Consider the following 23,614-nt stretch of genomic DNA (forward strand, 5'->3'; position numbering starts at 1 on the left):
AACTCAGCCCTTCACAAGAATTGCTGGAAACCGGCATCAAGGTGATTGACTTGGTCTGCCCCTTCGCCAAAGGCGGTAAGGTCGGTTTGTTCGGTGGTGCCGGTGTGGGCAAGACCGTGAACATGATGGAACTCATCAACAACATCGCCAAAGCGCACAGCGGCTTGTCGGTGTTTGCCGGTGTGGGCGAGCGTACCCGCGAAGGCAACGACTTCTATCACGAGATGGCCGACTCTGGCGTGGTGAATTTGGAGAACTTGGAAGAGTCCAAAGTGGCCATGGTCTACGGTCAGATGAATGAGCCTCCTGGCAACCGTTTGCGTGTGGCTTTGACGGGCCTGACCATCGCCGAATCGTTCCGTGACGAAGGCAAAGATGTGTTGTTCTTCGTGGACAACATCTACCGCTACACCTTGGCCGGTACCGAAGTGTCAGCCCTCTTGGGTCGTATGCCTTCTGCCGTGGGTTACCAACCAACGCTGGCTGAAGAAATGGGCCGTTTGCAAGAGCGCATCACCTCGACCAAAGTCGGCTCCATCACCTCCATCCAAGCTGTTTACGTGCCCGCCGATGACTTGACCGACCCTTCTCCTGCCACCACCTTTGCCCACTTAGATTCCACCGTGGTGTTGTCGCGTGACATTGCCTCATTAGGTATCTATCCTGCTGTGGATCCTTTGGACTCCACCAGTCGCCAACTTGACCCCTTGGTGGTTGGTAACGACCATTACGAAACCGCCCGTGCAGTGCAAGGTACGTTGCAGCGTTACAAAGAGCTGCGCGACATCATTGCGATTTTGGGCATGGACGAATTGGCGCCCGAGGACAAATTGGCCGTGGCCCGTGCTCGCAAAATCCAACGTTTCTTGAGTCAGCCTTTTCACGTCGCCGAAGTGTTCACAGGCTCGCCAGGCAAGTATGTCACCTTGGCTGAAACCATTCGCGGCTTCAAAATGATCGTGGCGGGCGAGTGCGACCACATGCCCGAGCAAGCGTTCTACATGGTGGGCACCATCGACGAGGCCATCGAAAAATCCAAGAAGATTTGATCTCCAACGTGTCCGATAAGGAAACCAGATGAATACCATCCATGTTGATGTGGTCAGTGCCGAAGAGCTGATTTACTCCGGTGAAGCCACTTTTGTGGCTTTGCCAGGTGAAGTGGGCGAGTTGGGCATTTACCCACGCCATACACCTTTGATTTCTCGCATCAAGGCAGGCTCAGTGCGTATTCAAAAACCCGATGGCGAAGAAGAATTTGTGTTTGTCGCTGGCGGCATTTTGGAAGTTCAACCAGACTCCGTCACAGTTTTGTCCGACACAGCGGTGCGCGGTAAAGACCTTGACGAAGAGCGTGCCAATGCGGCCAAAAAAGCCGCCCAAGAGCATTTGACCAACGCCAAAACAGAGGTTGACATGGCAGCTGCTCAGGCCGAGTTAACCATCATGGCCGCACAACTTGCCGCACTGCGCAAATACCGCAGTAAACGCTGAGCTTTGTCAAAACCTCATTTGCGTGCAGCCACCGTTGGCGGTTCCGCCGATGAGGTAGAGGCTGCCTTTTATGAGGCATTGCAAGCCGGTGACCTAGAGCGCTTGATGGCCTGTTGGGCCAATGAAGAAGACATCATTTGTGTTCACCCAGGCGGGCCTCGCTTGATAGGAGCTGTGGCTATACGCAACTCATTTGAAATCATGTTCAGCCATGGGCCGATTCGCTCGTTCCCAGAGCGCCTGCACAAGCTCGAAACCATTACCAGCGCGGTACACAATTTGATTGAGCGGGTTGAGATTTTCACAGCAGAGGGCGCACAAATCGCATTCGTCACCTCAACCAATGTGTATATGCGAACTGCAGAGGGCTGGCGCATGGTGGCTCATCACGCCAGCCCAGGCACGCCGCCCGAAATTCACAGCGACATCGATGCGCCTACGATGCTGCACTAGCAGACTCTGCCTTGCAGTTGTACCGAGGATCAACAGCACATGGACGACATCGTTAAACAAGCCATGGCCAAATGGCCGCAAGTCCCTGCCTGCTTTGGTTGGTTAGGATTTGACGATCGCGGTGACTGGTATATGCGTGACGATAGCGTCCAAGCACAAGGGGACTTTACCCAGGCCAAGGGCAGCAAGCTGGCACATACCAAATTGATCGAATTTATTGAGCGCAACTACGCCTGCGATTTATCAGGGCGTTGGTATTTTCAAAACGGACCCCAACGCGTATTTGTGGAGTTGCAGTCAGTGCCCTTTGTGTGGCGAGTTCTGGAAACGGGGCAACTCACAACATCACAGGGGGAAATCGTTGAGTTGAAAGAGTGCTTGGTCGATGAAAATGGCCGACTCTATGCCGTGACCGCCAAAGGCTTAGGCTTGATTCACAGCATGGATACCTGGCACGCAGCCAAAGCTCTTGAAGACAAGCTGTGGCCAGCGCCCAAGGAAGTGCAGTCACCACACTTGGCCTACGACTATGGCTTCTGGCTTAGCCCTGCCAAAGACGAAAAAAAACCGGCTGTGTAGCCGGTTTGATGGGAGGCGCGAAGCCTCAGTTCTTGGGAGCAGCAGGTTCGGAAAATTTGGCACCGCCAGCATTGGCCATGTAAACAACAGCTCGACCAATCTCAACGTCGCTGTGGTCCCCACCGCCTTGCGCACCCATGGCGTTTTTACCTTTGAGTGCAGAATTGAGCAATGCGTCATAGCCTGTTTTGATGCGAGGCGCCCAAGCTGTTTTGTCGCCAAGCTTGGGTGAACCCGCCAATCCTGCGGCATGGCAAGCTGAACATTGGGCTTTAAACACTTCTTCACCAGATTTCAATGGGCGGTCAGCGTCGCGAACCTGCACCGTGCCAACCTTTTCAATACGAGCAGCCACCGCTTCCGCAGTATTAGAAGCACCTGCCGACGGTTTGGCGCCCGACACCACATAGTTGACCAAGCCGATGATGATGAAAATAGGTCCTACAAAAGACAAAAAAACCAGCCAAGCAAAAGCTTTGGGGGTTTTGATGGGGCCGGTATGCGCTTCTTCGTGGTTGTCGCTCATAAAGACTTTCTGTGTGTGCAAAGCAAACGGAAATTATAGCCAGCAGCATGCTTCCACCAAGCTGACAAAGTGCGACACCTACAATAGATGAGATGCGGCTGTAGCTCAGTGGATAGAGTATTGGCCTCCGAAGCCAAGGGTCGTGGGTTCGATCCCCGCCAGCCGCACCAATTAATTGTTTAACAACGTGTCAATAGACCCCAAAACACCATACTGGGCTCAATCGCCATCTTCATTTTCACGCGCGAGTTCCGACTTGAGGCGATAGGCGTCGATGTCAAAGTCGGTGCTGTCCGATACTGCAGCCAGTACCAAGGGGAGAACCCGCTCACGCTCATCCTCGGACTCGGAGGTCGTGAAGCCGGCAGTAACCGCTTCAGCGAAAAGTTTTTCCGTCAGCCGCTTTGCCTTTGCTTCGTGGCTTTCGATGTCGGGATTGGCACCGGGAAGGATGTTTTCCTCGATCCATGCTTCAGACCACCTAAGAAATCGTTTACTCATAACGCTTTGCCTATCTAATGAATCAACATCGACACCGGTTTCCAGACCCAAAGAGGCTTACCCAATAAGTCAGGACAAATCTGAGGAGATTAATATACAGCAAGGAGTGCGAGCTGAGGCCTGTCAACAAACTACTAATCAGGCAACGCGTACGGGCATCAAAAAAGCCCTTTACGCACGGGGTTGCCGCACCGCTCCAAACTGCGCAGCCAAATCGCTTTCTCCATGTTCGAGCACAAAATACCGAAACGCTTCAGCCGCAGGGGAAAGCAGTTTTGAAAGCGCATGCACCACATGCCAAGCCCGCACCACAGGTGAACCGCGCACATCCAAAATGAACAGTTGCTGGGCTTGCAACTCCAAGCCTATGGTGTGCAGCGACAAAAAACTTAAACCCAAGTTGGCTTTCACCGCTTGCTTGATGGCGTCGTTGCTGTGAAGCTCCATGGAAAAACGTGGCAGAAACCGCGCCTGCGAGAAAAACGCTTCCATGGCATTGCGGGTTCCTGAGCCTTGCTCGCGAACAATGAAAGACTGTTGTCGCAAATCTTCCGCCTTCAAACCCGATTCGCTGGCAAGTGGGTGATCGGGTGAGGCCACAAACACCAAGGGGTTGGCCGCAAAAGGTTCCGCGCGGGTAGGAATTTCTGAAGGGGGGCTGCCCATGATGGCGATGTCAACCTCGCTGTTTTGCAACCACTGAATCAACTCCAGCCGGTTACCCACCTTCAAAACCAGCTCAATACCTTCATGCTCGTTCAAAAATTTGCGCAACAAGGCAGGGATGAAATAGGTGGTGGTGTCGACCATACCGATGGTCAGCTTGCCTGTCTCTATGCGCTGTAAACGTGCCGCGGCATCTTCTGCGTCTTTGAGCAAGGCGAGCATCTTGCGGGCGTAGACCAGCATGTATTCCCCGCTGGTGGTCAAAGACACTTTTCGCCCCTGTCGCTCAAACAAGGGCATCCCCACTTCTGCTTCTAACTCCTTGATTTGCATGGTAATTGCAGGTGCAGACACGTGCAAGAGTTCGGCAGCTTTGGCAAAACTCAGGTGGCGTGCCACAGCATTAAAAACACGCAATTGTCGGAAGGTGGCATTTTTCAATTAAGTAAAGCTGAAGTGAAGTATCTGAAAATGTGAATTTACTTATCTCTAAGCTTTTTTTAAAGTATACCCACGTTCTTAAAAAAAGGAGTTAACCATGACTGAAGACACCCAAATCACTGACGGCAAAAAACGCTACAGCGCTGGCGTTTTGAGATACAAGCAAATGGGCTACTGGGATCCACACTACCAGCCCAAGGAAACCGACTTGATCGCCATGTTCCGCATGACGCCTCAGGAAGGCGTCGACTCCGAAGAATGCGCAGCGGCCGTAGCCGGCGAATCTTCCACCGCCACTTGGACGGTGGTATGGACCGACCGCCTGACCGCCTGCGACCTCTATCGCGCCAAGGCCTACCGCGTCGATCCCGTGCCCAACACCGGCCCTGGCACAAAGACTGAGCAGCAGTACTTCGCCTACATCGCTTACGACATCGACCTGTTTGAAGGTGGCTCGATCGCCAACCTCACGGCGTCGATCATCGGTAACGTCTTTGGCTTTAAGGCAGTGAAGGCGCTGCGCTTGGAAGACATGCGTATACCCGTCGCATACCTGAAAACCTTCCAAGGCCCTGCGACCGGCGTTGTCGTCGAGCGCGAGCGTCTGGACAAATTCGGCCGCCCGCTGCTGGGCGCCACCACCAAACCCAAGCTCGGCCTGTCAGGCCGTAACTATGGTCGCGTGGTGTACGAAGGCCTCAAAGGCGGTCTCGATTTCATGAAAGACGACGAAAACATCAACTCGCAGCCATTTATGCACTGGCGCGATCGTTTCCTCTACTGTATGGAAGCCGTCAACAAAGCCAGCGCGGCTTCGGGTGAGGTCAAAGGCCACTACCTGAACGTCACCGCCGGCACGATGGAAGAAATGTACGCGCGTGCCGAATTCGCTAAGAGCTTGGGCAGCGTGATCATCATGATCGACCTGGTGATCGGCTACACCGCAATCCAGAGCATGGCCTTGTGGGCGCGTAAAAACGACATGATCCTGCACCTGCACCGCGCTGGCAACAGCACCTACTCACGCCAGAAGAACCACGGCATGAACTTTCGCGTCATCTGTAAATGGATGCGCATGGCAGGTGTAGACCACATCCACGCCGGCACAGTGGTCGGCAAGCTGGAGGGCGACCCGATGATGATCCGCGGCTTCTACGACACGCTGCTCGACACGCACACACCAATGCAACTCGAAAAGGGTCTGTTCTTCGAGCAGGACTGGGCTTCTCTCAACAAGGTCATGCCAGTGGCATCTGGCGGTATTCATGCTGGTCAGATGCACCAGTTGCTGACCTACCTCGGCGACGACGTGGTGCTACAGTTTGGCGGCGGCACGATTGGCCACCCGATGGGCATACAGGCCGGCGCCACGGCCAATCGCGTCGCCCTTGAAGCCATGGTACTAGCGCGCAATGAAGGCCGCGACATTTGGAACGAAGGTCCGCAGATTCTGCAGGATGCCGCCAAATGGTGCTCGCCGCTGAAGGCCGCCATCGACACCTGGGGCGACATCAGCTTTAATTACGAATCCACCGACACCGCCGACTTCGCCGTCACGCCGACGGCATCCATTTAAGGAGATCCCCATCATGATGACTAACCACGGCAATCGCCTCACACAGGGCCAGTTCTCCTTCCTGCCCGAGCTCACTGACCAGCAGATCAGCGCACAGATCGAGTACGCGCTCGGCAAAAACTGGGCGCTCGGCGTTGAATACACCGACGACCCGCATCCTCGCAACACCTACTGGGAGATGTATGGCAACCCGATGTTTGACTTGAAGGACGCCTCAGCAATCTTGACGGAGATCAATGCGTGCCGCAAGACGTTTCCTAATCACTATGTTCGCGTGACAGCCTTCGATGCAACACAAGGCGTCGAGTCAGTGCAAATGTCATATATCGTCAACCGGCCCAAGACCGAACCCGGTTTCGGCCTGACGAGGCAGGAGATTGGCGGGCGTCAGATCCAGTACACCGTTCACAGCTATGCCACCGACAAGTCCGAAGGCGAGCGCTACTAAGCGCACCCAGACTGCGACACAACCATGAGCAACTCCTCCATTCCTGGCGCGCGCGCCCAGACGCCGGTGACTGCTGCAGCGCAATCCGTGGATCCGCCGGCAGTGGCCTTGGGCCAAGCGCGCAGCGTGGGTGAGGTGTTGGCGCAGTCGCAGGTGGAGGATGTCATTGCCGAACTGGACCGTGATCTGGTGGGTCTGGCTCCGGTGAAGGCCCGCATCCGCGACATTGCAGCCTTGCTGGTGATTGACAAGCTGCGCATCAATCTGGGTCTGGTCAGCGAGGCACCGAGCTTGCACATGAACTTTGTGGGCAACCCTGGCACTGGCAAAACCTCGGTGGCCATGCGCATGGCGCAAATCCTGCACCGCCTGGGCTATGTTCGCAAGGGCCATCTGGTAGCAGTGACCCGCGACGATTTGGTGGGCCAGTACATCGGCCACACCGCACCCAAGACCAAAGAAGTGCTGAAGAAAGCCATGGGCGGGGTACTCTTTATAGATGAAGCCTACTACCTGTACCGTCCGGAAAACGAGCGCGACTACGGGCAGGAGGCCATCGAAATACTGTTGCAAGTCATGGAAAACCAGCGCGATGACCTGGTGGTGATTCTGGCGGGCTACAAAGACCGGATGGATACTTTTTTCGAATCCAATCCCGGTATGAGTTCACGCGTAGCACACCACATCGACTTCCCCGACTACTCGGTTGACGAGTTGCTGCAGATTTCGCAAAAAATGCTGACCCAGCAGAACTATGTGTTTGCGCCAGATGCCGACACGGTGTTCCAGCGCTACTTGGGCTTACGGGTGCAGCAGCCCCACTTTGCCAACGCCCGCAGCGTGCGCAATGCATTGGACCGGGCGCGCCTGCGTCAGGCAAGCCGCCTCTTTGCCGACCGCGACCGGCAGCTCAGCGTCGATGATTTAAGGACCCTGACTGCGTCCGACTTCGCCGCCAGTCGGGTCTTTCAGCAAGCGGACGTGCGCTCGGATGAATAAACAGGTTGAAAGTGATCTGATGCTTAAAGCGCTGATATTCGATGTCGACGGTACCTTGGCCGACACCGAAAGCGCACACTTGGCCGCCTTTAACCACGCCTTCTCCGAGCAAGGCCTAGATTGGCATTGGAACGAGGCCTTGTACACAGGATTGTTGGAGATTTCCGGCGGTAAAGAGCGCATGTTGCACTATTGGAATCATGTGCATTCTGATATGAAAGACATAGACGGTTCAGGCTTGCGTGACACCATAGACCATCTGCATGCCCTGAAAACAGCCGCGTATGAAGCCGCGGTTCAAGGCGGCGCAGTTCAGTTGCGCCCTGGTGTTTTAGCGTTGATTCAGCAAGCCCATCAACAAGGTCTGCGTTTGGCCATTGCCACCACCACCTCGCCTGTCAATATTGCGGTGCTGTTGAGGAATGCCATAGGCCCCGACTGGAAAGACCTGTTTGTGGTGATTGAAGACGCTTCTACCGCGCCCAAGAAAAAACCCCATCCACAGGTGTATGTGCAAACTTTGGCGCGGTTGGGCCTTCCCTCAGGACACTGTTTGGCTTTGGAGGACTCTTCGAATGGCCTGCGTGCGGCCGTGTCTGCAGGGCTCAAAACCATTGTGACGCCAAACAACTTTACAGCGCATCACGATTTCTCGGGAGCGTTGCAAGTGGTGCCTAACTTAGAAGGTGTCAGTGTTGAGCAGTTGCGCACTTGGCACTTAGCATAAAAATATCAAGGAGGCTTCATGCCCTTACGTCAACGCACCACCCTGACCCAATACCTGATTGAAGAGCGTCGCCGCTTCCCCAATTCCAAAGGCGAATTCAATGCATTGATTTTGGATGTGGCATTGGCTTGCAAAGCCATTGCCCGAGCAGTGGCCATGGGCGAACTGGGCGGCTTGTACGGCGACCATGCCGCACAAGAAGGTGGCGCGGTCAATGTGCAAGGCGAAACACAGAAGAAGCTCGATGTACTGAGCAATGACCTGTTTATTCGCGTGAATGAATGGGCGGGACATTTGGCCGGCATGGCTTCTGAAGAGATGACCGACCCCTACCAAATTCCTGGCAAATACCCGCGTGGTAAATACCTGTTGGTGTTTGACCCTTTGGATGGCTCGTCCAACATTGATGTCAATGTGTCTGTGGGCAGCATCTTTTCCATTTTGCGAGCACCGCAAGACGCCATCGACAGCGGTCGTGATTTGGTCGAAGCCGATTTTTTACAAGCAGGTGCAACGCAGTTGGCTGCGGGCTATGCGTTGTATGGTCCCACCACCATGCTGGTGTTGACTGTAGGCAATGGTGTGTCAGCCTTCACGCTGGAACCCAATTTGGGTGAGTTCATGCTGACCCACCCCAAGCTGCAAGTGCCCGTCGACACCCAAGAATTTGCCATCAACGCATCTAACAGCCGTTTTTGGGAGCCACCCATCAAGCGCTATGTCGATGAATGCTTGGCAGGCAAATCGGGTGAGCGCGGTAAAGATTTCAATATGCGTTGGATTGCTTCTATGGTGGCTGAAGCGCACCGTATTTTGATGCGCGGCGGCGTCTTCATGTACCCGCGTGACTCCAAGGACCCCAGCAAGCCCGGCCGCTTGCGCTTGCTGTACGAGGCCAACCCGATTGGCATGATCATGGAGCAAGCCGGTGGACGTGCCAGTTCGGGGCGAGAGCCTATGTTGAGTGTCAAGCCCACAGGCTTGCATCAGCGCATTGGTTTGGTGTTTGGCTCTAAAAATGAAGTTGAACGCATTGAGCGTTACCACCGCGAACCCGCGCCCCGTGAAATCGACAACCCTCTGTTTGCAGAGCGTACCTTGTTTCGGGAATAAACCCAGACCTATTTATTGATTGAAAGAAAAGCATGTCTGTCAAACACCCCATCATTGCCATCACAGGTTCCTCGGGTGCAGGAACGACTTCGGTGACCCGCACTTTCGAGAATATTTTTCGGCGCGAAAAAGTCTCAGCCGCTGTGATTGAAGGCGACAGCTTTCACCGCTACGACCGTTTGGAAATGCGTAAAAAAGCCGCTGATGCTGAGAAGCAAGGCGATAAAAATTTCAGCCACTTTGGACCCACCACCAATTTGTTTGCTGAACTCGAAACATTGTTTCGCAGCTACAGCGAAACGGGCACGGGCAAACGCCGCAAATATCTACACGACCATGAAGAAGCCGCTCCCTACAAACAAGAGCCTGGCACGTTCACTCCTTGGGAAGACGTGCCTAGCGGCACCGATTTACTGTTTTATGAAGGCTTGCACGGCGCGGTGGTCACGCCCGAGGTCAATATTGCGCAGCACCCCGATTTGCTCATTGGTGTGGTGCCCGTCATTAACTTGGAGTGGATCCAAAAACTGTGGCGGGACAAATCCAAGCGCGGCTATTCCACCGAAGCGGTGACTGACACCATCTTGCGCCGTATGCCCGACTATGTGAACTACATCTGCCCGCAATTTGCCCACACCCATGTGAACTTTCAGCGTGTGCCTTGTGTGGACACCTCCAACCCCTTCATTGCCCGAGAAATTCCCGCACCTGATGAAAGTTTTGTGGTGATTCGTTTTGCCAACCCCAAAGGCATCGACTTTCCTTACCTTCTCAACATGATTCCCGACTCCTTCATGTCCCGTGCCAACACCGTGGTGGTGCCTGGCGGCAAGATGGAACTCGCCATGCAACTCATCTTCACGCCCTTTGTGTGGCGCATGATGGAACGCAAGAAAAAGGCCTGAAGGCCACCCCCTATTTTTTAACTGGAGAATTCCATGGCCCTTGTATCGCTGCGCCAAGTTTTAGACCATGCTGCTGAGCATGGCTATGGCATACCTGCATTCAACGTGAACAACCTCGAGCAAGTGCAAGCCATCATGGAAGCTGCTCAAGAGACCGACAGCCCCGTCATCTTGCAAGCCTCAGCAGGCGCTCGCAAGTACGCAGGTGAAGCCTATTTGCGTCACTTGGTGTTGGCTGCGATTGAGACCCATCCCGATATTCCGGTGGTAATGCACCAAGACCATGGTGTGTCACCCGCTGTGTGTCAGCAGTCGATTCGCTCTGGTTTTTCTAGCGTGATGATGGACGGCTCGCTCATGCAAGATGGCAAAACGCCCTCGTCCTACGACTACAACATCGATGTCACTCGTCGCGTTTGCGAAATGGCGCATTCTGTAGGTGTGTCGGTGGAAGGCGAGTTAGGTTGCTTGGGTTCGCTGGAAACTGGCGAAGCGGGTGAAGAGGATGGTGTAGGCGCTGTGGGCAAACTCACGCACGATATGCTGCTCACCGACCCCGTGCAAGCCAAAGACTTTGTCGAGCGCACCGGTGTCGATGCCTTGGCGATTGCGATTGGCACCAGCCACGGCGCCTACAAATTCACCCGTAAACCTACGGGCGACATTTTGGCCATGGACCAAATTGTGGCGATTCACAAATCCATTCCCAACACGCATTTGGTGATGCATGGTTCTTCCAGCGTGCCCCAAGAGTGGTTGGCCATCATCCGCGAATTTGGTGGCGACATCAAAGAAACCTATGGTGTGCCCGTAGAAGAAATTCAGCGCGGCATTCGCTCGGGTGTGCGCAAGGTGAACATCGATACGGACATCCGCTTGGCCATGACCGGTGCGATGCGCCAAGCCTTTGCACAAGACCGCAGCGAATTCGATCCACGCAAAGCCTTGATCGCAGCACGCAAAGCTGCCAAGGGCATTTGCAAAGCTCGTTTTGAAGCGTTTGGCTGTGCGGGCAAAGCGGCCAGCATCAAAGTCTTGTCACTTGACGCCATGGCAGGTCGTTATGTCTAAGCGGACGGCGTTTCCCGACCACTCTGATGTGTCTCAAAGTGATCCACAGCTTTGGTCGGCTGTGTTGCAAGAGGCCACACGCCAAGAACAACATATTGAACTGATTGCCTCTGAAAACTACACCAGTCCTGCGGTTATGCGACTTCAAGGCTCGGTACTGACCAACAAATACGCTGAGGGTTACCCAGGCAAACGTTATTACGGCGGTTGTGAGTTTGTGGATATCGTTGAACAACTTTGTATTGACCGGCTCAAAGAGCTTTATGGTGCGAATTTTGCCAATGTGCAGGCCAACTCTGGTTCACAAGCCAACCAAGCGGTGTTCTTGGCATTGCTGCAACCCGGCGACACCATCATGGGCATGAGCTTGGCAGAAGGTGGTCACTTGACACACGGCATGCACTTGAATATGAGTGGCAAATGGTTCAATGTGGTGAGTTACGGTCTGAATGCCGCCGAGGAAATTGATTACGAGGCCATGGAGCGCATGGCCCATACCCACAAACCTAAACTCATCATCGCCGGTGCATCGGCCTATTCACTCAAGATTGATTGGGAAAAGTTTGCACAAGTGGCCAAAAGCATAGGCGCATTCTTGATGGTGGACATGGCCCATTATTCCGGCTTGATTGCGGGCGGCGTCTACCCCAATCCGATGCCGTATGCGGATGTGGTCACTTCGACGACACACAAGAGTTTTCGTGGACCACGCGGCGGCATCATCTTGACCAACAGTGAAGAGATGTCGAAAAAAATCAACAGCGCTGTCTTCCCTGGCATGCAAGGTGGGCCATTGATGCATGTCATTGCAGGCAAAGCCACCGCCTTTTATGAGGCCTTGCAGCCTGCCTTCAAAGCCTACCAACAACAGGTCTTGTTGAATGCAGACACCTTGGCCAAAACTTTGGTCGAGCGGGGCTTTCGCATTGTCAGTGGCCGCACCGAAAGCCATGTGATGTTGGTGGATTTGCGTGCCAAAGGCATTACAGGTAAAGCAGCTGAACTGGCCTTGGGTCAGGCCCACATTACCTGCAACAAAAACGGCATTCCCAACGACCCTGAAAAACCCATGGTGACCAGCGGTATTCGTTTGGGCACGCCTGCCATGACCACGCGTGGCTTTGGCCAAGAACAGGTGCGTGCTACCGCGCATTTGATTGCCGATGTGTTGGAAGCGCCTAACGACGCCCAACACATTGCCAAGGCGCGCGCCAAGGTGGCCGAGTTGGTGGCACCGTTCCCCGTGTATGGCGACAGTGTTTTGCATCCCTGATGCATTTGAAGGTGGTGTCAGTATTTCAAAGGTAATTTCAACAATTTAAGGGAGTTCTTATGGCTGGTCGTAATTTTCTGTTTGTTCCCGGTCCTACTAATGTGCCTGAGCGCATCCAACGCGCCATGATGGTGTCGATGGAAGACCATCGTTCACCCAACTTTCCTCACCTGACGCACACCATCCTGGGTGGATTGAAGGACATTTTCCGCACTAAAACCGGTACGCCTTTCATTTTTCCTTCTTCAGGCACAGGTTGCTGGGAAGCTGCATTGACCAACACCTTGTCGCCTGGCGACAAGGTGCTTGCCGCGCGTTTTGGTCAGTTCAGCCATTTGTGGATTGACATGTGCCAACGTCTTGGGTTGGACGTTCATGTTGTCGAATGCGAGTGGGGCACCGGTGTACCCTTGCAGCAATTCGCAGACATCTTGAAGAACGACACACAACACAGCTTCAAAGCGGTACTGGCTTGTCAGAATGAGACCGCTACCGGTGTGGCCTCAGACATCGCAGGCGTACGCGAAGCCTTGGACGATGCCGCACACCCAGCGCTCTTGTTCGTCGATTGTGTTTCTTCCTTGGGCTGTATCGATTTTCGTTTCGACGACTGGGGCGTGGACATGGCCGTCAGTGGGTCGCAAAAAGGCTTGATGCTGCCCGCTGGTTTGGGCATTCTGTGCGTCAGCGCCAAAGCGTTGGCGCAACACAAAACAGCCCAACTCAAGCGCGCATATTTTGACTTGCAAGACATGTTGCAAAGCAATAACACTGGGTATTTTCCTTATACCCCCGCTTTGCCATTGATGTATGGACTCATCGAGTCCATGAAAATGCTCAATGAAGAAGGTTTGGACAATGTGTTTGCCCGCCACCATTACCTGGCAGAAGGCGTTCGCGCAGCAGTCACCCACGGTTGGCAACTCAAGTTATGTGCTGCTGAAGCTAAGTGGCATTCCGACACCGTCACCGCCGTGATGCTGCCCCAAGGCATTGCAGGCACGGAAGTGATTGCCCGCGCTTATCGTCGCTACAACTTGTCACTCGGCGGTGGTTTGTCCAAAGTCGCTGGCAAACTGTTTCGTATCGGGCACCTGGGTGACATGAATGAGGTGCATTTGATGGCGGCGATCAATGGCGCTGAATTAGCTATGCTTGACTGCGGTGTTGCCCTGCAACCTGGTAGCGGGTCTGCTGCCGCAGGTAACTACTGGCGCCAGCACGCTGCACCCTCTGGCTTGGGTGCGCCTGTTATCAACAAGGACGAACATGCAAAAAATAGTCTTTCTGGACAGGCAGTCGTTAAGGGCTGAGCTGCGCGCACCGGCTTTTGCGCATGATTGGGCCGAGCATGTGCAGACCCGACCCGAAGACGTGGTCGAGCGTTTGCAAGGGGCAACCATTGCCATCAGCAACAAAGTGCCCATTCGGCGTGACACGCTTGCGCAACTGCCCGACCTTAAGTTGATTGCCATGGCCGCCACCGGCTATGACGTGATTGATGTGGAGGCTTGTCGTGAACGCGGTGTCGCGGTTGCCAATATCCGCAACTACGCGGTACACACCGTGCCAGAACACGCATTCGCCCTGATTTTTGCCTTGCGCCGCAACCTCATGGCTTACCGTGATGATGTTCTGAACGGTCGTTGGCAAACCGAAGAACAGTTTTGCTTTTTCGATTACCCCATACGCGACTTGCATGGCAGCACTTTGGGCATTTTTGGTGAAGGGGTGCTGGGGCAAGCCACGGCACAGATTGCAAGTGCATTGGGCATGAAGGTGTTGTTTGCCGACCATGCGCCGCCCAAAGCCGCAGGGGTGAACTTTGTGCCACCTGAGCAGGTATATGCAGAATCGGACATCATTTCATTGCACTGCCCCTTGACACCTGCTTCGCGTCACTTCATCGGCATGGCGCAGTTGCAACAGATGAAGCCCAGTGCATTGCTGATCAACACCTCGCGTGGTGGTTTGGTGGACGAGGCGGCGTTGAAAGTGGCTTTGCAAACCGGCGTGATTGCGGGTGCAGGCTTTGATGTGCTGAGTCAGGAGCCGCCTAAAAATGGCAACCCTTTGCTCGACATTCGTTCGCCCAATTTCATTTTGACGCCACATGTGGCATGGGCCTCGCAACAAGCCATGCAGTTTTTGGCAGACCAGTTGATCGACAACATAGAAGCGTTTGTGGCCAACAAACCCCAACATTTAGTGACTTAATCTTCAGTCACTGTGCTGTTCAGGTTTCTTTTGCAGGGCCAATGCGTACAGGGTGTTGCGAGGCGCACCTGAAATTTGCGCGGCCAAGCGCACAGCGCTTTTGGTGGGCAACTCGGCCAACAGTAAGTCGAGCACCCGCTCGGCTTCTCCCAAGCCCGGTGCGGCGACTGCAATGGGGTGCAACACCAACGCAAACTCACCTTTGCTGCGTTGAGTAGACGTGGCAAGCCATGCGCTTAGTTTGTCTGCGGGCATGACCGCCACCTCTTCAAACTGCTTGGTGAGTTCGCGCCCAACGCTGAGCATTCGCTCACCCAGCAAAGCCAGGTCCTTGGCGACCGCTTCGATGCGATGCGGTGCTTCTAAAAAAACCTGAGACCGTGCCTCTTGCGCCATGGCTTGAATAGCTGCTTGACGCTCTTGTGATTTGCTGGGCAAAAAACCTAAAAACACAAAACTACCGTCGCCTTGACAGCCACTCACGCTCAGCAACGCGGTGACACTGCTGACGCCTGGAATGGGAATGACCCGAAACCCTGCGGCTTGCACCAAGGCCACCAACTTTGCGCCTGGGTCGCTGATCGCTGGTGTACCTGCGTCACTTAAATAAGCCACCCGCTGACCGTTTTGCAAACGCACAATTACATCTTCGGCTGCACCTGTTTCATTGTGTTGATGCAGCGCCAAAAAAGCATTCTGTGGTTTGGAGACGCCGTAGTTGCGCAACAAGGCTTGGCTGTGGCGCGTGTCTTCGCAAGCCAAGGCGTCGGCCAGCGTCAGCACATGCAAGGCACGTAAACCGATATCTGCCAAGTTGCCAATGGGCGTGCCCACCACATACAGGCAGGCAGGCGGATGCGCTTGTGAGGCGCTGGCATCGTGCGCTGCCACTAACGCGGAATCAAAACGTTGAACCAATGAACACCTCTTTACCTGTACCCAACACCAAGCAACGCGGGGATGCTGCCGAGCAACGTGCCTTGCGGCATTTACTGGACCATGGCCTAAGCTTGCTTGCCTGTAATTACCGCACACCTGGGCGAGGCGGCGGCGAAATTGACCTGATTGTGCGCGAGTGCGATGGCACCTTGGTGTTCGTTGAGGTCAGGTCCAGGGCAAGAGACGACTTCGGCGGTGCGGGGGCCAGCATCAGCGCTACCAAGCGCAGACGCATTGTGTATGCCGCCAGACACTTTTTGCGCAGGTACCATACGCCGCCTCCATGCCGCTTTGATGCAGTGCTGCTACAAACAGATAGCTTGATCTGGCTCAAAGCCGCGTTTGAGGTATGAAAACTTTCTGTCACTGTGCAAAGGTATGATTGACCTATGTTAGAGCAACGCATTGAGCAGCAGTTCATCGACAGCGCAGACCTGAAATACCAGGCGGCACAAATCTTAAGCAAACCCATCGCTGCCGCTGTGGGAGCGCTGTTGATGTGCGTCACCAATGGTGGCAAAGTCATGGCGTGTGGTAACGGGGGTTCGGCGGCAGATGCGCAGCATTTTGCAGCAGAGTTTGTGGGACGTTTTGAACGCGAACGCCCTGAACTTGGTGCGATTGCCCTGTCTACCGACAGCTCCATCCTGACTGCGATTGCCAACGACTACCACTTCGACCAAATTTTTTCCAAGCAAGTGCGGGCTTTGGGCCAATCCAGTGATGTTTTATTGGCTATTTCCACCAGCGGTAATTCGCGCAATGTGCTGGCCGCCATTGAAGCTGCCCATGAAAGAGATTTGATTGTGGTGGCGCTCACCGGCAAGGGCGGCGGCAAAATTGGGCAGGTGTTGCGCGAAACGGATGTTCACATTTGTGTGCCCCACGATCGCACGGCCAGAATTCAAGAAGTTCACTTGCTGATTTTGCACTGTTTGTGCGATGGGGTGGACAGTCAGTTGTTAGGCGAACAGGAGAATCCATCATGAATTTATCTTTTGTAGTCAAAGCCGTCAGCGGTTTGTTGCTGGTCAGCGTCTTGGGCGCTTGTGCGCCTTTGATGATTGCGGGCGTGGCGGGCACCGCCATGGTGGCCAGTGACCGACGCACCTCGGGTGCTCAACTGGAAGATGAATCGATTGAGTTACGTGCACAGGCGCGTATTCGTGACAACTTGGGCGAGCGCGTACATGTCAGCGTCACCAGTTTCAATCGACAAGTCTTGTTGACAGGCGAAGTCACGGCCGAGAAAGATCGCCAAGCTGTGTTGCAACTGGTCGAGCGTATTGAAAACGTCAAAGCAGTGGTAAATGAGTTGGCCGTCATGCCCTTGTCCAATTTGTCCGAGCGATCCAACGACTTGTTGATCGTTGCCAAAGTCAAAGCCAGTTTTATTGACAGCCGCGACTTGTTCGCCAGTGCGTTCAAAGTCGTGACCGAGCGCGGCACAGTCTATTTGATGGGCCGCGTCACCCAGCGCGAAGCCAACAGCGCCACCCACCTCACACGCAACGTTGGCGGCGTGAACAAAGTGGTGCGCTTATTTGAAATCATCACGGAAGACGAGCTGCGCAACTTGTTGCCACCACCCGCGCCATCTTCGGACACGGCCAAGCCTGTCAAGTAAAGGCTTTAGCGCAAGCGCTTGATCAGGCTAGAGGTGTCAAAGCGCTTACCGCCCATGGCTTGTACATCGGCGTAGAACTGATCGACCAGTGCGGTGACAGGCACACGTGCGCCGTTGCGCTTGGCCTCGTCCATCACCAGCCCTAAGTCTTTGCGCATCCAGTCGACCGCAAAGCCAAAGTCGAATTTGTCAGCCACCATGGTTTTGCCACGGTTGTCCATTTGCCAGCTTTGTGCGGCACCCTTGCCAATCACTTCCAGCACCTGCTCCATGTTCAGACCGGCTTTCATGCCAAAGGCAATGCCCTCAGACAGGCCTTGCACCAAACCCGCAATGCAAATTTGGTTGACCATTTTGGTGAGCTGTCCTGCACCGCTTTCGCCCATCAAGGTAAAGGCTTTGGAGAAGGCCATGGAGACTGGTTTGGCCCGCTCAAACGCTGCGGACTCGCCACCACACATCACGGTCAACATACCGTTGATGGCACCCGCTTCGCCACCCGAGACGGGTGCATCGACAAAATGCACGCCCTTGGCTTTGGCCGCTGCAAATAACTCACGCGCCACATTGGCCGAGGCGGTGGTGTGGTCTACCAACAGCGCACCAGCTTTGGTGCCAGCCAAGGCGCCATCCGCACCCAACATGACCGCACGCAAATCGTCGTCATTGCCTACACAACAAAACACCATGTCAGCGCCAAGAGCGGCTTCACGCGGCGTGGGGGCGCTGCCATTTCCTGAGAACTCGGCACACCAGTCTTTGGCCTTGGCGGGGTTGCGGTTGTAGACAGTGACATGGTGACCGGCCAGGGCCAAGTGGCCTGCCATGGGGTAGCCCATGACACCAAGGCCAATGAAAGCCACTTTGGCGGGGGTGCAGGGATCGTAGGTTTTGGGGTTGGTGCGGGCCATGGTTGAACACTTTCTTGAAAACTGGGTGGTTCTATCTTAGCCATCAAGCGTGTCGTGCCAACTCATTGGCCGAAATCACGCCTTGCGATTGCAGCAGTGACAGACTTTGCGCCAAGGTGTACATGCCAAACTGCGCGCCGGTTTGTAACGCATTGGGCAGTTGGGCGGTCTTGTTGTCGCGAATCATTTGCCGCACAGCAGGGCTTGCAAAAAGCACTTCGTGTGCGGCCACGCGGCGCTTGCCGTCAGCGCTTTTGCACAAGACCTGATGCACCACACCCAGCAACGACAGGCTGAGTTGCTGGCGAACCAAGGCTTTTTCTTCGCCAGGGAAAACGTCCACCAAGCGCTCAATCGCTTGGGCTGCGCTGCGGGTGTGCAGCGTGGCCAACACCAAGTGCCCCGTTTCGGCGGCTCGCAGGGCGAGTTGGATAGTGGACAAGTCGCGTAATTCGCCCACCAAAATAACATCGGGGTCTTGGCGCAAAGCAGCGCGTAAAGCGGTGGCGAAGTCCGCGCTGTGGCCTGGCACGTTGCGCTGCTGCACCAAGCTGCGTTGGCTGTGGTGCACAAACTCGATGGGGTCTTCAAGCGTCAGGATGTGAAAGGGCTGGGTGCAGTTAAGGTAAGCCAGCATGGCGGCCAAGGTGGTGGATTTACCTGAACCCGTGGCGCCTGTGACCAGCAGCAAGCCATGGGGGTGTTGAAGCCACTGCGTCAGGCAGGTGGGTGCGTTCAAGTCCTGCAAGCTGGGAATGTGATCGGGGATGCAGCGCCACACGCTGGACCAACCTCGCGCCTGTGCAAACACATTCACTCTAAAGCGGCCAAGGCCAGCGATGGCGACGGCCCCGTCGTGGTCTTGCGCCGTCCATTGCGGTAAGAGAGTTTGAAGTTCTTGCGCCATCGGGTCGTTAAGAGTGGTGCTGTCATCCAAGGCTTGCAACTCCCCCAGCACCCTTGCCATGGGTCGAGCGCCGGTACTTAAGTGGAGGTCTGACCCGCCAAGTGCGAGGGTTTGGGCGAGCCAATGGCCAATTGAGTGATGCATGGGGAGGGGCTTGTTACAGTCCCATCATGGATGAACAGCGCAGTCGTTATCAAGGGGTAAGTGAACGCATCACACAAGCGGTGTTGCAAGCAGGGCGTGAGCCTCACAGCGTGCAATTGCTAGCGGTGTCCAAAACCTTCCCCGCCGATGCCGTCGCAGTCGTCGCCGCCTTGGGTCAGCGCCACTTTGGCGAAAACTATGTTCAAGAGGGTGTGGACAAAATCGCCGCACTTCAAAGCGTGCCGGGCTTGGTATGGCATTGCATAGGCCCTTTGCAAAGCAATAAAACACGACAAGTCGCCGAGCACTTCGACTGGGTACACAGCGTGGACCGTCTGAAAATCGCCCAGCGATTAAGCGAGCAACGACCTGCGCATTTACCGCCTTTGCAAGTGTGTTTGCAAGTCAATATCGATGGCGGCCCCACCAAAGCGGGTGTGACACCTAGCGATGCACTGGCTTTGGCGCAAGCGGTGGCAGCCTTGCCGCGCTTGGTGCTGCGCGGCCTCATGACCATCCCCGACCCGGTGGAGGGTTTTGACGCGCAACTGGCACTGCATGCACAAGCCAAGCGCTTGTTCGATGAATTGCAAACTGCTTTGGGCTTGCCTCACTTTGACACCTTGTCCATGGGCATGAGTGCCGACTTGGAGGCGGCGATTCAAGCCGGCAGCAGCATGGTGAGGGTCGGGACGGCGGTGTTCGGGGAGAGGTAAATACCTTGGCCCGTCATTGCGAGCGCTGCCTTTAGCCGCGAGGAGCAGAGCGACGCGGTGGGAAGCAATCTAAAACCTCGGCAAATCCGGCACGCTGTGCCCACCCGCCGCTCACCGCAGCAAAGCTGCGACGTTCGCTACAAGGGTCACATCCAGCGCCGCACATTTTGGCAATAGGTGGTGTACACCTCGCCGTGCTGACCTAGGAGGTGCTGCTCTTCCAGTCTCACCTGAAGTTGCATCAGCACCTCTCCCACACTGGCCAGCGCCAGCGTCAAGCTGTTAGGGCTGTAAAAAAACAGGCCCAGCAGGGTGATGCGTAGGCTCAAAAAAATCGGGTTGCGCGACAGCGAAAACAGACCGTTTGTCACCAAGCCTGTGCGGTTTTTTTCATCAATGCCGATGCGCCAAGACAGCCCCATTTGTGCCTGGGCCACTAGCATGAGCGTCAAGGACAGACCCATCAACACCCATCCGAGCATGGCCCATGTGGGCGATTGCATAGCTGCAATCGTGCCGAGCTCTTGAGTTGAAGCTGGCCAATATGCGCGCATCAACACAAAAGCGGCGATGAGCATGATGGTCAGCTTGAAGGCGCGCCCCACATAGCCGTAGGCGTCATCGCCCTTACCCAACACCAAGGGATTGATGCCAGTTTTGCGGTACACCAGCACCGATCGCCAGACAAAGGTCAATCCAAAATAAAGCAGAAAAAAAGCCAGAAGTTCCATGGTTGCCCTCGAATGCTGTCAATGCAGATGCACAGTCTAGGGCGAATGAAGTAGCCCTATTCTTGACCTGCCAGCAGGGCGAACTCACAACGTGAATAGCCAGTATGAAAAACTGCAAGTGGCTTTGTCATGGCACCGTTCTACACCTTGTCCATGGGCATGAGCGCCGACTTGGAGGCCGCGATTCAAGCGAGCAGCACCCTGGTGCGCGTGGGCACGGCGGTGTTTGGGGCGAGGTAAACAAGTCGACACAGCTGGCGAAAAGGTTGCTTCATTGAGGCCTGAAAGGCTGAAGCAATCCCCTCCCTTAACCCAAGCTCAATGCGCCGTGCTGTCTCTTCCGTCAGCAGCGAGATACACCGCATTTCCATCGCGCCGACCGACTGCAACGACCGCCACCAGCACTTCTAGGTCTCGCACTTCATAAACCAAGCGATAACCCAAGGCCCGCAACTTGATTTTGTAGCGGTCGGGATGCCCACGCAATTGAGCCGAGGCCAAGCGCGGCATCTCTAGGCGCTCGATCAGCCGGGTCTTGAACAACTGGCGTGTGTGGGGGTCGAGCTTCTTCCATTCCTTGAGGGCCTGTGGCACAAAGGCCAATGAATAGGCCAGCTCAGAGCTCATCGAGCGTGACCTTGATCACGGGTTCACCGGCGCGAGCATCGGCAATGGCGTTAAGTTCCATGTCCTCCAAGCGATCGATCAGCGCCTCATAGGCGCCCGCAGGCACGCAATAAAAAGCGGGCGCATTGCGGTTGAGGATGGCCACCGTTTGGCCCTGCCCCGCCGATACCGTGCCCATGGGGTTTTTCTTCAGCTCGGACACACTGGCCGTGACCGTGGCATAAATCAAGTTAGACATGACCAACCTCAAAAGACCTGTTAAAGGTGCTTATTTTCGTACTCTAAAGCGGGTTCGTCAACCGCATACGGATAGCGATCGTCATTGAGAGGCCAGAAAGACCGTGGCAATCTTGAATAGAAAAAAGAACTCTTTAAAACTCATTCTATGATTTAAGTTGATACATTGATAGCATTTTTTAAGGAGAAACCATGTCTGCATTTGAAAACGCCCAACGCTTTTTTCACGCTTGCGAAACCCCATTGGGCTGGGAGGGCTGCAAGGTCTATGTAGCCGAAGGTGCGCGCTTTGTGGCCCAAAGCGAGCCCTTGACCGAGGTTCACACCGTGCAGGCCTACTGCGAGTGGATCAAAGGCTTTGGCACCAAACGCTGGGCGGCTGTGTGCTGTGTTGGCTGGCCACGGCGGATGCAGATGGGCAAGCGCATCCCATCCTTGCACCCAGTTACCGCTTTTACCCTGACAGCACAACCGAGTCGGGGCAAATACAAGCCGCGATGAAGACTTATGGTGTGCGCCCCGTCAAGTTGATCTAGCTTTCTTCAGCAGGGAACAGATTGGCAAAAAAGAAGTGCATAGCTCACGTATTACCGATTAATATCTGGTAATACTATGGAGATTGTTCATGCCCACCACCCTGACACTTAAAGGCCAAGTGACCATTCCAAAACATATCCGCGATGCCTTGGGCTTGATGCCTGGGGCGCAACTCGACTTCGCCGTCAATAGCCAGGGCGAAGTGATCTTGCAAAAAGCCGCCGCAAATGCGGGGTCATCCAAAGACAGGTTTGAACTTGCCAGAGGCAAGGCCCAAATTAAATGGAAAACCAAGGATTTGATGAAGCTCTTGAGGAGTCCAGACTGATGTTGGTGGATACCAATGTGTTGCTTGATGTCATTCAAGATGACGCTACATGGGCGAACTGGTCGATTTCGCAGTTGCGTAGTCAGGCCAAGGTTCACCAGTTGGTGATCAACCCGGTCATTTACGCGGAGATATCCTTGGCATTTGAACGAATTGAAACGCTAGACAAGGTCTTGGAGGACATGCAACTGCCCCTGATAGAGCTACCCAAGCCTGCGTTGTTCTTGGCTGCCAAAGCGTTCATGGCTTACCGACGGCGCGGTGGTTTAAAGCGCAATGTGCTCAGTGACTTTTACATCGGTGCCCATGCAGCAGTCATGGATTGGCCCTTGTTGACCCGTGACCGGAGCAAATATGAAACTTATTTTCCGGTGGTCAAGTTGATCACGCCCTAAAACCTCGGCAAATCGGGGTGGCTGATTTGCCCACCGCGCACCAGCATCTTGCCGTACTCGGCGCAGCGTTGCAGGGTGGGGATCACCTTGCCGGGGTTGAGCAAACCTTGCGGATCAAAGGCGCGTTTCACACCAAACATTTGCTCGTTTTCTGCGGCTGAAAACTGCACGCACATGGAGTTGAGCTTTTCCACGCCCACACCGTGCTCACCTGTTACCGTGCCGCCCATGGCGACGCTGGTCTCCAAAATGTCCGCGCCAAACAATTCGCAGCGGTGCAGCTGGTCGGGGTCGTTGGCGTCAAACAAAATCAGCGGGTGCAAATTGCCATCGCCCGCATGGAACACATTGGCGCAGCGCAAGCCGTACTTTTTTTCCATCTCGGCAATGGCCAACAAAATGTCGGCCAAGCGCTTGCGCGGAATGGTCGAGTCCATGCACATGTAGTCGGGGCTGATGCGGCCACTGGCAGGAAACGCGTTTTTGCGGCCACTCCAAAACTTCAGGCGCTCGGCCTCGTCGCGGC

The 23,614-nt window shown here is 54.9% G+C and carries 31 protein-coding genes, 1 tRNA gene and 1 pseudogene; 23 read left to right on the forward strand and 10 right to left on the reverse strand.

Going from position 1 to position 23,614, the window contains the following annotated elements:
* From atpD to AC9UEO_RS12325, 4 genes are all read left to right on the forward strand, one after another.
* Window positions 1-1,049, forward strand: a 1,049-nt coding sequence (gene atpD / locus AC9UEO_RS12310; protein ID WP_509533915.1) for a F0F1 ATP synthase subunit beta, incomplete at its 5' end; no start/stop codon positions are given.
* 28 nt (window positions 1,050-1,077) lie between these two features.
* Complete coding sequence (locus AC9UEO_RS12315) at window positions 1,078-1,494, forward strand: F0F1 ATP synthase subunit epsilon (protein ID WP_509533917.1); 417 nt, start codon at window positions 1,078-1,080, stop codon at window positions 1,492-1,494.
* Window positions 1,495-1,497: 3 nt separating this feature from the next.
* Window positions 1,498-1,947: a YybH family protein gene (locus AC9UEO_RS12320; protein WP_509533920.1), complete on the forward strand. Its 450-nt coding sequence runs from the start codon at window positions 1,498-1,500 to the stop codon at window positions 1,945-1,947.
* Window positions 1,948-1,986: 39 nt separating this feature from the next.
* Window positions 1,987-2,526 (forward strand): DUF2946 family protein, encoded by a 540-nt coding sequence (locus AC9UEO_RS12325; RefSeq protein WP_509533922.1) that lies wholly within the window; start codon window positions 1,987-1,989, stop codon window positions 2,524-2,526.
* A 25-nt stretch (window positions 2,527-2,551) separates the two neighbouring features.
* Here the strand turns inward: AC9UEO_RS12325 and AC9UEO_RS12330 are convergent, their stop codons facing one another.
* Complete coding sequence (locus tag AC9UEO_RS12330; RefSeq protein ID WP_509533925.1) at window positions 2,552-3,052, reverse strand: c-type cytochrome; 501 nt, start codon at window positions 3,050-3,052, stop codon at window positions 2,552-2,554.
* A 94-nt stretch (window positions 3,053-3,146) separates the two neighbouring features.
* Here AC9UEO_RS12330 and AC9UEO_RS12335 point away from each other — a divergent pair.
* Window positions 3,147-3,222: transfer RNA gene (locus AC9UEO_RS12335), tRNA-Arg, on the forward strand.
* 49 nt (window positions 3,223-3,271) lie between these two features.
* Here the strand turns inward: AC9UEO_RS12335 and AC9UEO_RS12340 are convergent.
* Window positions 3,272-3,553, reverse strand: a complete 282-nt coding sequence (locus AC9UEO_RS12340; RefSeq protein ID WP_509533928.1) for a DUF768 domain-containing protein — start codon at window positions 3,551-3,553, stop codon at window positions 3,272-3,274.
* 171 nt (window positions 3,554-3,724) lie between these two features.
* Entirely contained in the window at window positions 3,725-4,660 is a 936-nt protein-coding gene (locus tag AC9UEO_RS12345; RefSeq protein ID WP_509533931.1) for a LysR family transcriptional regulator, read from the reverse strand.
* Window positions 4,661-4,757: 97 nt separating this feature from the next.
* Between AC9UEO_RS12345 and AC9UEO_RS12350 the strand changes: the two genes are divergently transcribed.
* The 10 genes from AC9UEO_RS12350 to AC9UEO_RS12395 are packed head-to-tail and all read left to right on the forward strand — an operon-like array spanning window position 4,758 to window position 14,989.
* Complete coding sequence (locus tag AC9UEO_RS12350; RefSeq protein ID WP_509533934.1) at window positions 4,758-6,236, forward strand: ribulose-bisphosphate carboxylase large subunit; 1,479 nt, start codon at window positions 4,758-4,760, stop codon at window positions 6,234-6,236.
* A 13-nt stretch (window positions 6,237-6,249) separates the two neighbouring features.
* Window positions 6,250-6,684: a ribulose bisphosphate carboxylase small subunit gene (locus AC9UEO_RS12355; RefSeq protein WP_509533936.1), complete on the forward strand. Its 435-nt coding sequence runs from the start codon at window positions 6,250-6,252 to the stop codon at window positions 6,682-6,684.
* Between the two features lie 24 nt (window positions 6,685-6,708).
* On the forward strand, window positions 6,709-7,683 hold the full coding sequence (cbbX, locus tag AC9UEO_RS12360; RefSeq protein WP_509533939.1) for a CbbX protein: 975 nt from the start codon (window positions 6,709-6,711) through the stop codon (window positions 7,681-7,683).
* A 19-nt stretch (window positions 7,684-7,702) separates the two neighbouring features.
* Window positions 7,703-8,410, forward strand: a complete 708-nt coding sequence (locus AC9UEO_RS12365) for an HAD-IA family hydrolase (protein WP_509533942.1) — start codon at window positions 7,703-7,705, stop codon at window positions 8,408-8,410.
* 18 nt (window positions 8,411-8,428) lie between these two features.
* Window positions 8,429-9,523: a class 1 fructose-bisphosphatase gene (locus AC9UEO_RS12370; protein WP_509533945.1), complete on the forward strand. Its 1,095-nt coding sequence runs from the start codon at window positions 8,429-8,431 to the stop codon at window positions 9,521-9,523.
* A gap of 32 nt (window positions 9,524-9,555) precedes the next feature.
* Window positions 9,556-10,428 carry a phosphoribulokinase gene (locus AC9UEO_RS12375; protein ID WP_509533948.1) on the forward strand — a complete coding sequence of 291 codons (873 nt, stop codon included), beginning with the start codon at window positions 9,556-9,558 and terminating at the stop codon, window positions 10,426-10,428.
* A 33-nt stretch (window positions 10,429-10,461) separates the two neighbouring features.
* On the forward strand, window positions 10,462-11,499 hold the full coding sequence (fba, locus tag AC9UEO_RS12380) for a class II fructose-bisphosphate aldolase (protein ID WP_509533951.1): 1,038 nt from the start codon (window positions 10,462-10,464) through the stop codon (window positions 11,497-11,499).
* Window positions 11,492-12,772 (forward strand): serine hydroxymethyltransferase, encoded by a 1,281-nt coding sequence (gene glyA, locus AC9UEO_RS12385; protein ID WP_509533954.1) that lies wholly within the window; start codon window positions 11,492-11,494, stop codon window positions 12,770-12,772. The genes fba and glyA overlap by 8 nt, the downstream gene beginning before the upstream one ends.
* A 59-nt stretch (window positions 12,773-12,831) precedes the next feature.
* Window positions 12,832-14,085, forward strand: coding sequence for an aminotransferase class V-fold PLP-dependent enzyme (locus AC9UEO_RS12390; RefSeq protein WP_509533956.1), 1,254 nt, complete (start codon window positions 12,832-12,834; stop codon window positions 14,083-14,085).
* Window positions 14,042-14,989 (forward strand): D-2-hydroxyacid dehydrogenase, encoded by a 948-nt coding sequence (locus AC9UEO_RS12395; RefSeq protein WP_509533959.1) that lies wholly within the window; start codon window positions 14,042-14,044, stop codon window positions 14,987-14,989. The genes AC9UEO_RS12390 and AC9UEO_RS12395 overlap by 44 nt, the downstream gene beginning before the upstream one ends.
* Window positions 14,990-14,992: 3 nt before the next feature.
* Here the strand turns inward: AC9UEO_RS12395 and rsmI are convergent, their stop codons facing one another.
* Window positions 14,993-15,907, reverse strand: a complete 915-nt coding sequence (rsmI, locus tag AC9UEO_RS12400) for a 16S rRNA (cytidine(1402)-2'-O)-methyltransferase (protein ID WP_509533961.1) — start codon at window positions 15,905-15,907, stop codon at window positions 14,993-14,995.
* On the opposite strand from rsmI, the gene AC9UEO_RS12405 reads away from it, so the two are divergent.
* The 3 genes from AC9UEO_RS12405 to AC9UEO_RS12415 are packed head-to-tail and all read left to right on the forward strand — an operon-like array spanning window position 15,907 to window position 17,555.
* On the forward strand, window positions 15,907-16,281 hold the full coding sequence (locus AC9UEO_RS12405) for a YraN family protein (RefSeq protein ID WP_509533964.1): 375 nt from the start codon (window positions 15,907-15,909) through the stop codon (window positions 16,279-16,281). The genes rsmI and AC9UEO_RS12405 overlap by 1 nt on opposite strands.
* A 36-nt stretch (window positions 16,282-16,317) precedes the next feature.
* The gene (locus tag AC9UEO_RS12410; RefSeq protein WP_509533966.1) at window positions 16,318-16,917 is read left to right on the forward strand and encodes a phosphoheptose isomerase; all 600 of its coding nucleotides are present in this window, start codon (window positions 16,318-16,320) and stop codon (window positions 16,915-16,917) included.
* Window positions 16,914-17,555, forward strand: a complete 642-nt coding sequence (locus AC9UEO_RS12415) for a BON domain-containing protein (protein WP_509533969.1) — start codon at window positions 16,914-16,916, stop codon at window positions 17,553-17,555. Before AC9UEO_RS12410 ends, AC9UEO_RS12415 begins: the two co-directional genes overlap by 4 nt.
* 5 nt (window positions 17,556-17,560) lie before the next feature.
* On the opposite strand, the gene AC9UEO_RS12420 is transcribed toward AC9UEO_RS12415, so the two are convergent.
* The gene (locus tag AC9UEO_RS12420; protein ID WP_509533971.1) at window positions 17,561-18,466 is read right to left on the reverse strand and encodes an NAD(P)-dependent oxidoreductase; all 906 of its coding nucleotides are present in this window, start codon (window positions 18,464-18,466) and stop codon (window positions 17,561-17,563) included.
* Between the two features lie 43 nt (window positions 18,467-18,509).
* The gene (locus tag AC9UEO_RS12425; RefSeq protein ID WP_509533974.1) at window positions 18,510-19,517 is read right to left on the reverse strand and encodes a type IV pilus twitching motility protein PilT; all 1,008 of its coding nucleotides are present in this window, start codon (window positions 19,515-19,517) and stop codon (window positions 18,510-18,512) included.
* A 26-nt stretch (window positions 19,518-19,543) separates the two neighbouring features.
* Between AC9UEO_RS12425 and AC9UEO_RS12430 the strand changes: the two genes are divergently transcribed.
* Window positions 19,544-20,233 carry a YggS family pyridoxal phosphate-dependent enzyme gene (locus AC9UEO_RS12430; RefSeq protein ID WP_509533977.1) on the forward strand — a complete coding sequence of 230 codons (690 nt, stop codon included), beginning with the start codon at window positions 19,544-19,546 and terminating at the stop codon, window positions 20,231-20,233.
* A gap of 146 nt (window positions 20,234-20,379) precedes the next feature.
* On the opposite strand, the gene AC9UEO_RS12435 is transcribed toward AC9UEO_RS12430, so the two are convergent.
* On the reverse strand, window positions 20,380-20,964 hold the full coding sequence (locus AC9UEO_RS12435; protein WP_509533979.1) for a methyltransferase family protein: 585 nt from the start codon (window positions 20,962-20,964) through the stop codon (window positions 20,380-20,382).
* Between the two features lie 138 nt (window positions 20,965-21,102).
* Between AC9UEO_RS12435 and AC9UEO_RS12440 the strand changes: the two are divergent.
* Window positions 21,103-21,204 (forward strand): annotated as a pseudogene (locus AC9UEO_RS12440) (YggS family pyridoxal phosphate enzyme); the annotation flags it as partial.
* Between the two features lie 78 nt (window positions 21,205-21,282).
* Here the strand turns inward: AC9UEO_RS12440 and AC9UEO_RS12445 are convergent.
* Window positions 21,283-21,579 (reverse strand): type II toxin-antitoxin system RelE family toxin, encoded by a 297-nt coding sequence (locus tag AC9UEO_RS12445; protein WP_509533997.1) that lies wholly within the window; start codon window positions 21,577-21,579, stop codon window positions 21,283-21,285.
* 1 nt (window position 21,580) lies between these two features.
* Window positions 21,581-21,829: a type II toxin-antitoxin system Phd/YefM family antitoxin gene (locus AC9UEO_RS12450; protein ID WP_509533982.1), complete on the reverse strand. Its 249-nt coding sequence runs from the start codon at window positions 21,827-21,829 to the stop codon at window positions 21,581-21,583.
* A 191-nt stretch (window positions 21,830-22,020) separates the two neighbouring features.
* On the opposite strand from AC9UEO_RS12450, the gene AC9UEO_RS12455 reads away from it, so the two are divergent.
* The 3 genes from AC9UEO_RS12455 (at window position 22,021) to AC9UEO_RS12465 (ending at window position 23,088) form a co-directional block, all read left to right on the forward strand.
* Complete coding sequence (locus tag AC9UEO_RS12455) at window positions 22,021-22,329, forward strand: hypothetical protein (protein ID WP_509533985.1); 309 nt, start codon at window positions 22,021-22,023, stop codon at window positions 22,327-22,329.
* 124 nt (window positions 22,330-22,453) lie between these two features.
* On the forward strand, window positions 22,454-22,693 hold the full coding sequence (locus AC9UEO_RS12460) for an AbrB/MazE/SpoVT family DNA-binding domain-containing protein (protein WP_509533988.1): 240 nt from the start codon (window positions 22,454-22,456) through the stop codon (window positions 22,691-22,693).
* Entirely contained in the window at window positions 22,648-23,088 is a 441-nt protein-coding gene (locus AC9UEO_RS12465) for a type II toxin-antitoxin system VapC family toxin (protein WP_509533991.1), read from the forward strand. The genes AC9UEO_RS12460 and AC9UEO_RS12465 overlap by 46 nt, the downstream gene beginning before the upstream one ends.
* Here the strand turns inward: AC9UEO_RS12465 and AC9UEO_RS12470 are convergent.
* A partial coding sequence (locus tag AC9UEO_RS12470; RefSeq protein WP_509533994.1) for an FAD-linked oxidase C-terminal domain-containing protein occupies window positions 23,085-23,614 on the reverse strand: 530 nt, incomplete at its 5' end. The two genes, AC9UEO_RS12465 and AC9UEO_RS12470, sit on opposite strands and share 4 nt — an antisense overlap.

This window comes from Limnohabitans sp., from assembly GCF_040401495.1.
Classification (GTDB): domain Bacteria; phylum Pseudomonadota; class Gammaproteobacteria; order Burkholderiales; family Burkholderiaceae_C; genus Limnohabitans.

What these genes read in the sequence shown, in the direction of transcription:
- AC9UEO_RS12315 (WP_509533917.1), top strand. Translation starts at nt 1,078, where the DNA reads ATGAATACCATCCATGTTGATGTGGTCAGTGCCGAAGAGCTGATTTAC.
- AC9UEO_RS12325 (WP_509533922.1), top strand. Translation starts at nt 1,987, where the DNA reads ATGGACGACATCGTTAAACAAGCCATGGCCAAATGGCCGCAAGTCCCT.
- AC9UEO_RS12330 (WP_509533925.1), bottom strand. Translation starts at nt 3,052, where the DNA reads ATGAGCGACAACCACGAAGAAGCGCATACCGGCCCCATCAAAACCCCC.
- AC9UEO_RS12340 (WP_509533928.1), bottom strand. Translation starts at nt 3,553, where the DNA reads ATGAGTAAACGATTTCTTAGGTGGTCTGAAGCATGGATCGAGGAAAAC.
- AC9UEO_RS12350 (WP_509533934.1), top strand. Translation starts at nt 4,758, where the DNA reads ATGACTGAAGACACCCAAATCACTGACGGCAAAAAACGCTACAGCGCT.
- AC9UEO_RS12355 (WP_509533936.1), top strand. Translation starts at nt 6,250, where the DNA reads ATGATGACTAACCACGGCAATCGCCTCACACAGGGCCAGTTCTCCTTC.
- cbbX (WP_509533939.1), top strand. Translation starts at nt 6,709, where the DNA reads ATGAGCAACTCCTCCATTCCTGGCGCGCGCGCCCAGACGCCGGTGACT.
- AC9UEO_RS12365 (WP_509533942.1), top strand. Translation starts at nt 7,703, where the DNA reads ATGCTTAAAGCGCTGATATTCGATGTCGACGGTACCTTGGCCGACACC.
- AC9UEO_RS12370 (WP_509533945.1), top strand. Translation starts at nt 8,429, where the DNA reads ATGCCCTTACGTCAACGCACCACCCTGACCCAATACCTGATTGAAGAG.
- AC9UEO_RS12375 (WP_509533948.1), top strand. Translation starts at nt 9,556, where the DNA reads ATGTCTGTCAAACACCCCATCATTGCCATCACAGGTTCCTCGGGTGCA.
- fba (WP_509533951.1), top strand. Translation starts at nt 10,462, where the DNA reads ATGGCCCTTGTATCGCTGCGCCAAGTTTTAGACCATGCTGCTGAGCAT.
- glyA (WP_509533954.1), top strand. Translation starts at nt 11,492, where the DNA reads ATGTCTAAGCGGACGGCGTTTCCCGACCACTCTGATGTGTCTCAAAGT.
- AC9UEO_RS12390 (WP_509533956.1), top strand. Translation starts at nt 12,832, where the DNA reads ATGGCTGGTCGTAATTTTCTGTTTGTTCCCGGTCCTACTAATGTGCCT.
- AC9UEO_RS12395 (WP_509533959.1), top strand. Translation starts at nt 14,042, where the DNA reads ATGCAAAAAATAGTCTTTCTGGACAGGCAGTCGTTAAGGGCTGAGCTG.
- AC9UEO_RS12405 (WP_509533964.1), top strand. Translation starts at nt 15,907, where the DNA reads ATGAACACCTCTTTACCTGTACCCAACACCAAGCAACGCGGGGATGCT.
- AC9UEO_RS12410 (WP_509533966.1), top strand. Translation starts at nt 16,318, where the DNA reads ATGTTAGAGCAACGCATTGAGCAGCAGTTCATCGACAGCGCAGACCTG.
- AC9UEO_RS12415 (WP_509533969.1), top strand. Translation starts at nt 16,914, where the DNA reads ATGAATTTATCTTTTGTAGTCAAAGCCGTCAGCGGTTTGTTGCTGGTC.
- AC9UEO_RS12420 (WP_509533971.1), bottom strand. Translation starts at nt 18,466, where the DNA reads ATGGCCCGCACCAACCCCAAAACCTACGATCCCTGCACCCCCGCCAAA.
- AC9UEO_RS12425 (WP_509533974.1), bottom strand. Translation starts at nt 19,517, where the DNA reads ATGCATCACTCAATTGGCCATTGGCTCGCCCAAACCCTCGCACTTGGC.
- AC9UEO_RS12430 (WP_509533977.1), top strand. Translation starts at nt 19,544, where the DNA reads ATGGATGAACAGCGCAGTCGTTATCAAGGGGTAAGTGAACGCATCACA.
- AC9UEO_RS12435 (WP_509533979.1), bottom strand. Translation starts at nt 20,964, where the DNA reads ATGGAACTTCTGGCTTTTTTTCTGCTTTATTTTGGATTGACCTTTGTC.
- AC9UEO_RS12450 (WP_509533982.1), bottom strand. Translation starts at nt 21,829, where the DNA reads ATGTCTAACTTGATTTATGCCACGGTCACGGCCAGTGTGTCCGAGCTG.
- AC9UEO_RS12455 (WP_509533985.1), top strand. Translation starts at nt 22,021, where the DNA reads ATGTCTGCATTTGAAAACGCCCAACGCTTTTTTCACGCTTGCGAAACC.
- AC9UEO_RS12460 (WP_509533988.1), top strand. Translation starts at nt 22,454, where the DNA reads ATGCCCACCACCCTGACACTTAAAGGCCAAGTGACCATTCCAAAACAT.
- AC9UEO_RS12465 (WP_509533991.1), top strand. Translation starts at nt 22,648, where the DNA reads ATGGAAAACCAAGGATTTGATGAAGCTCTTGAGGAGTCCAGACTGATG.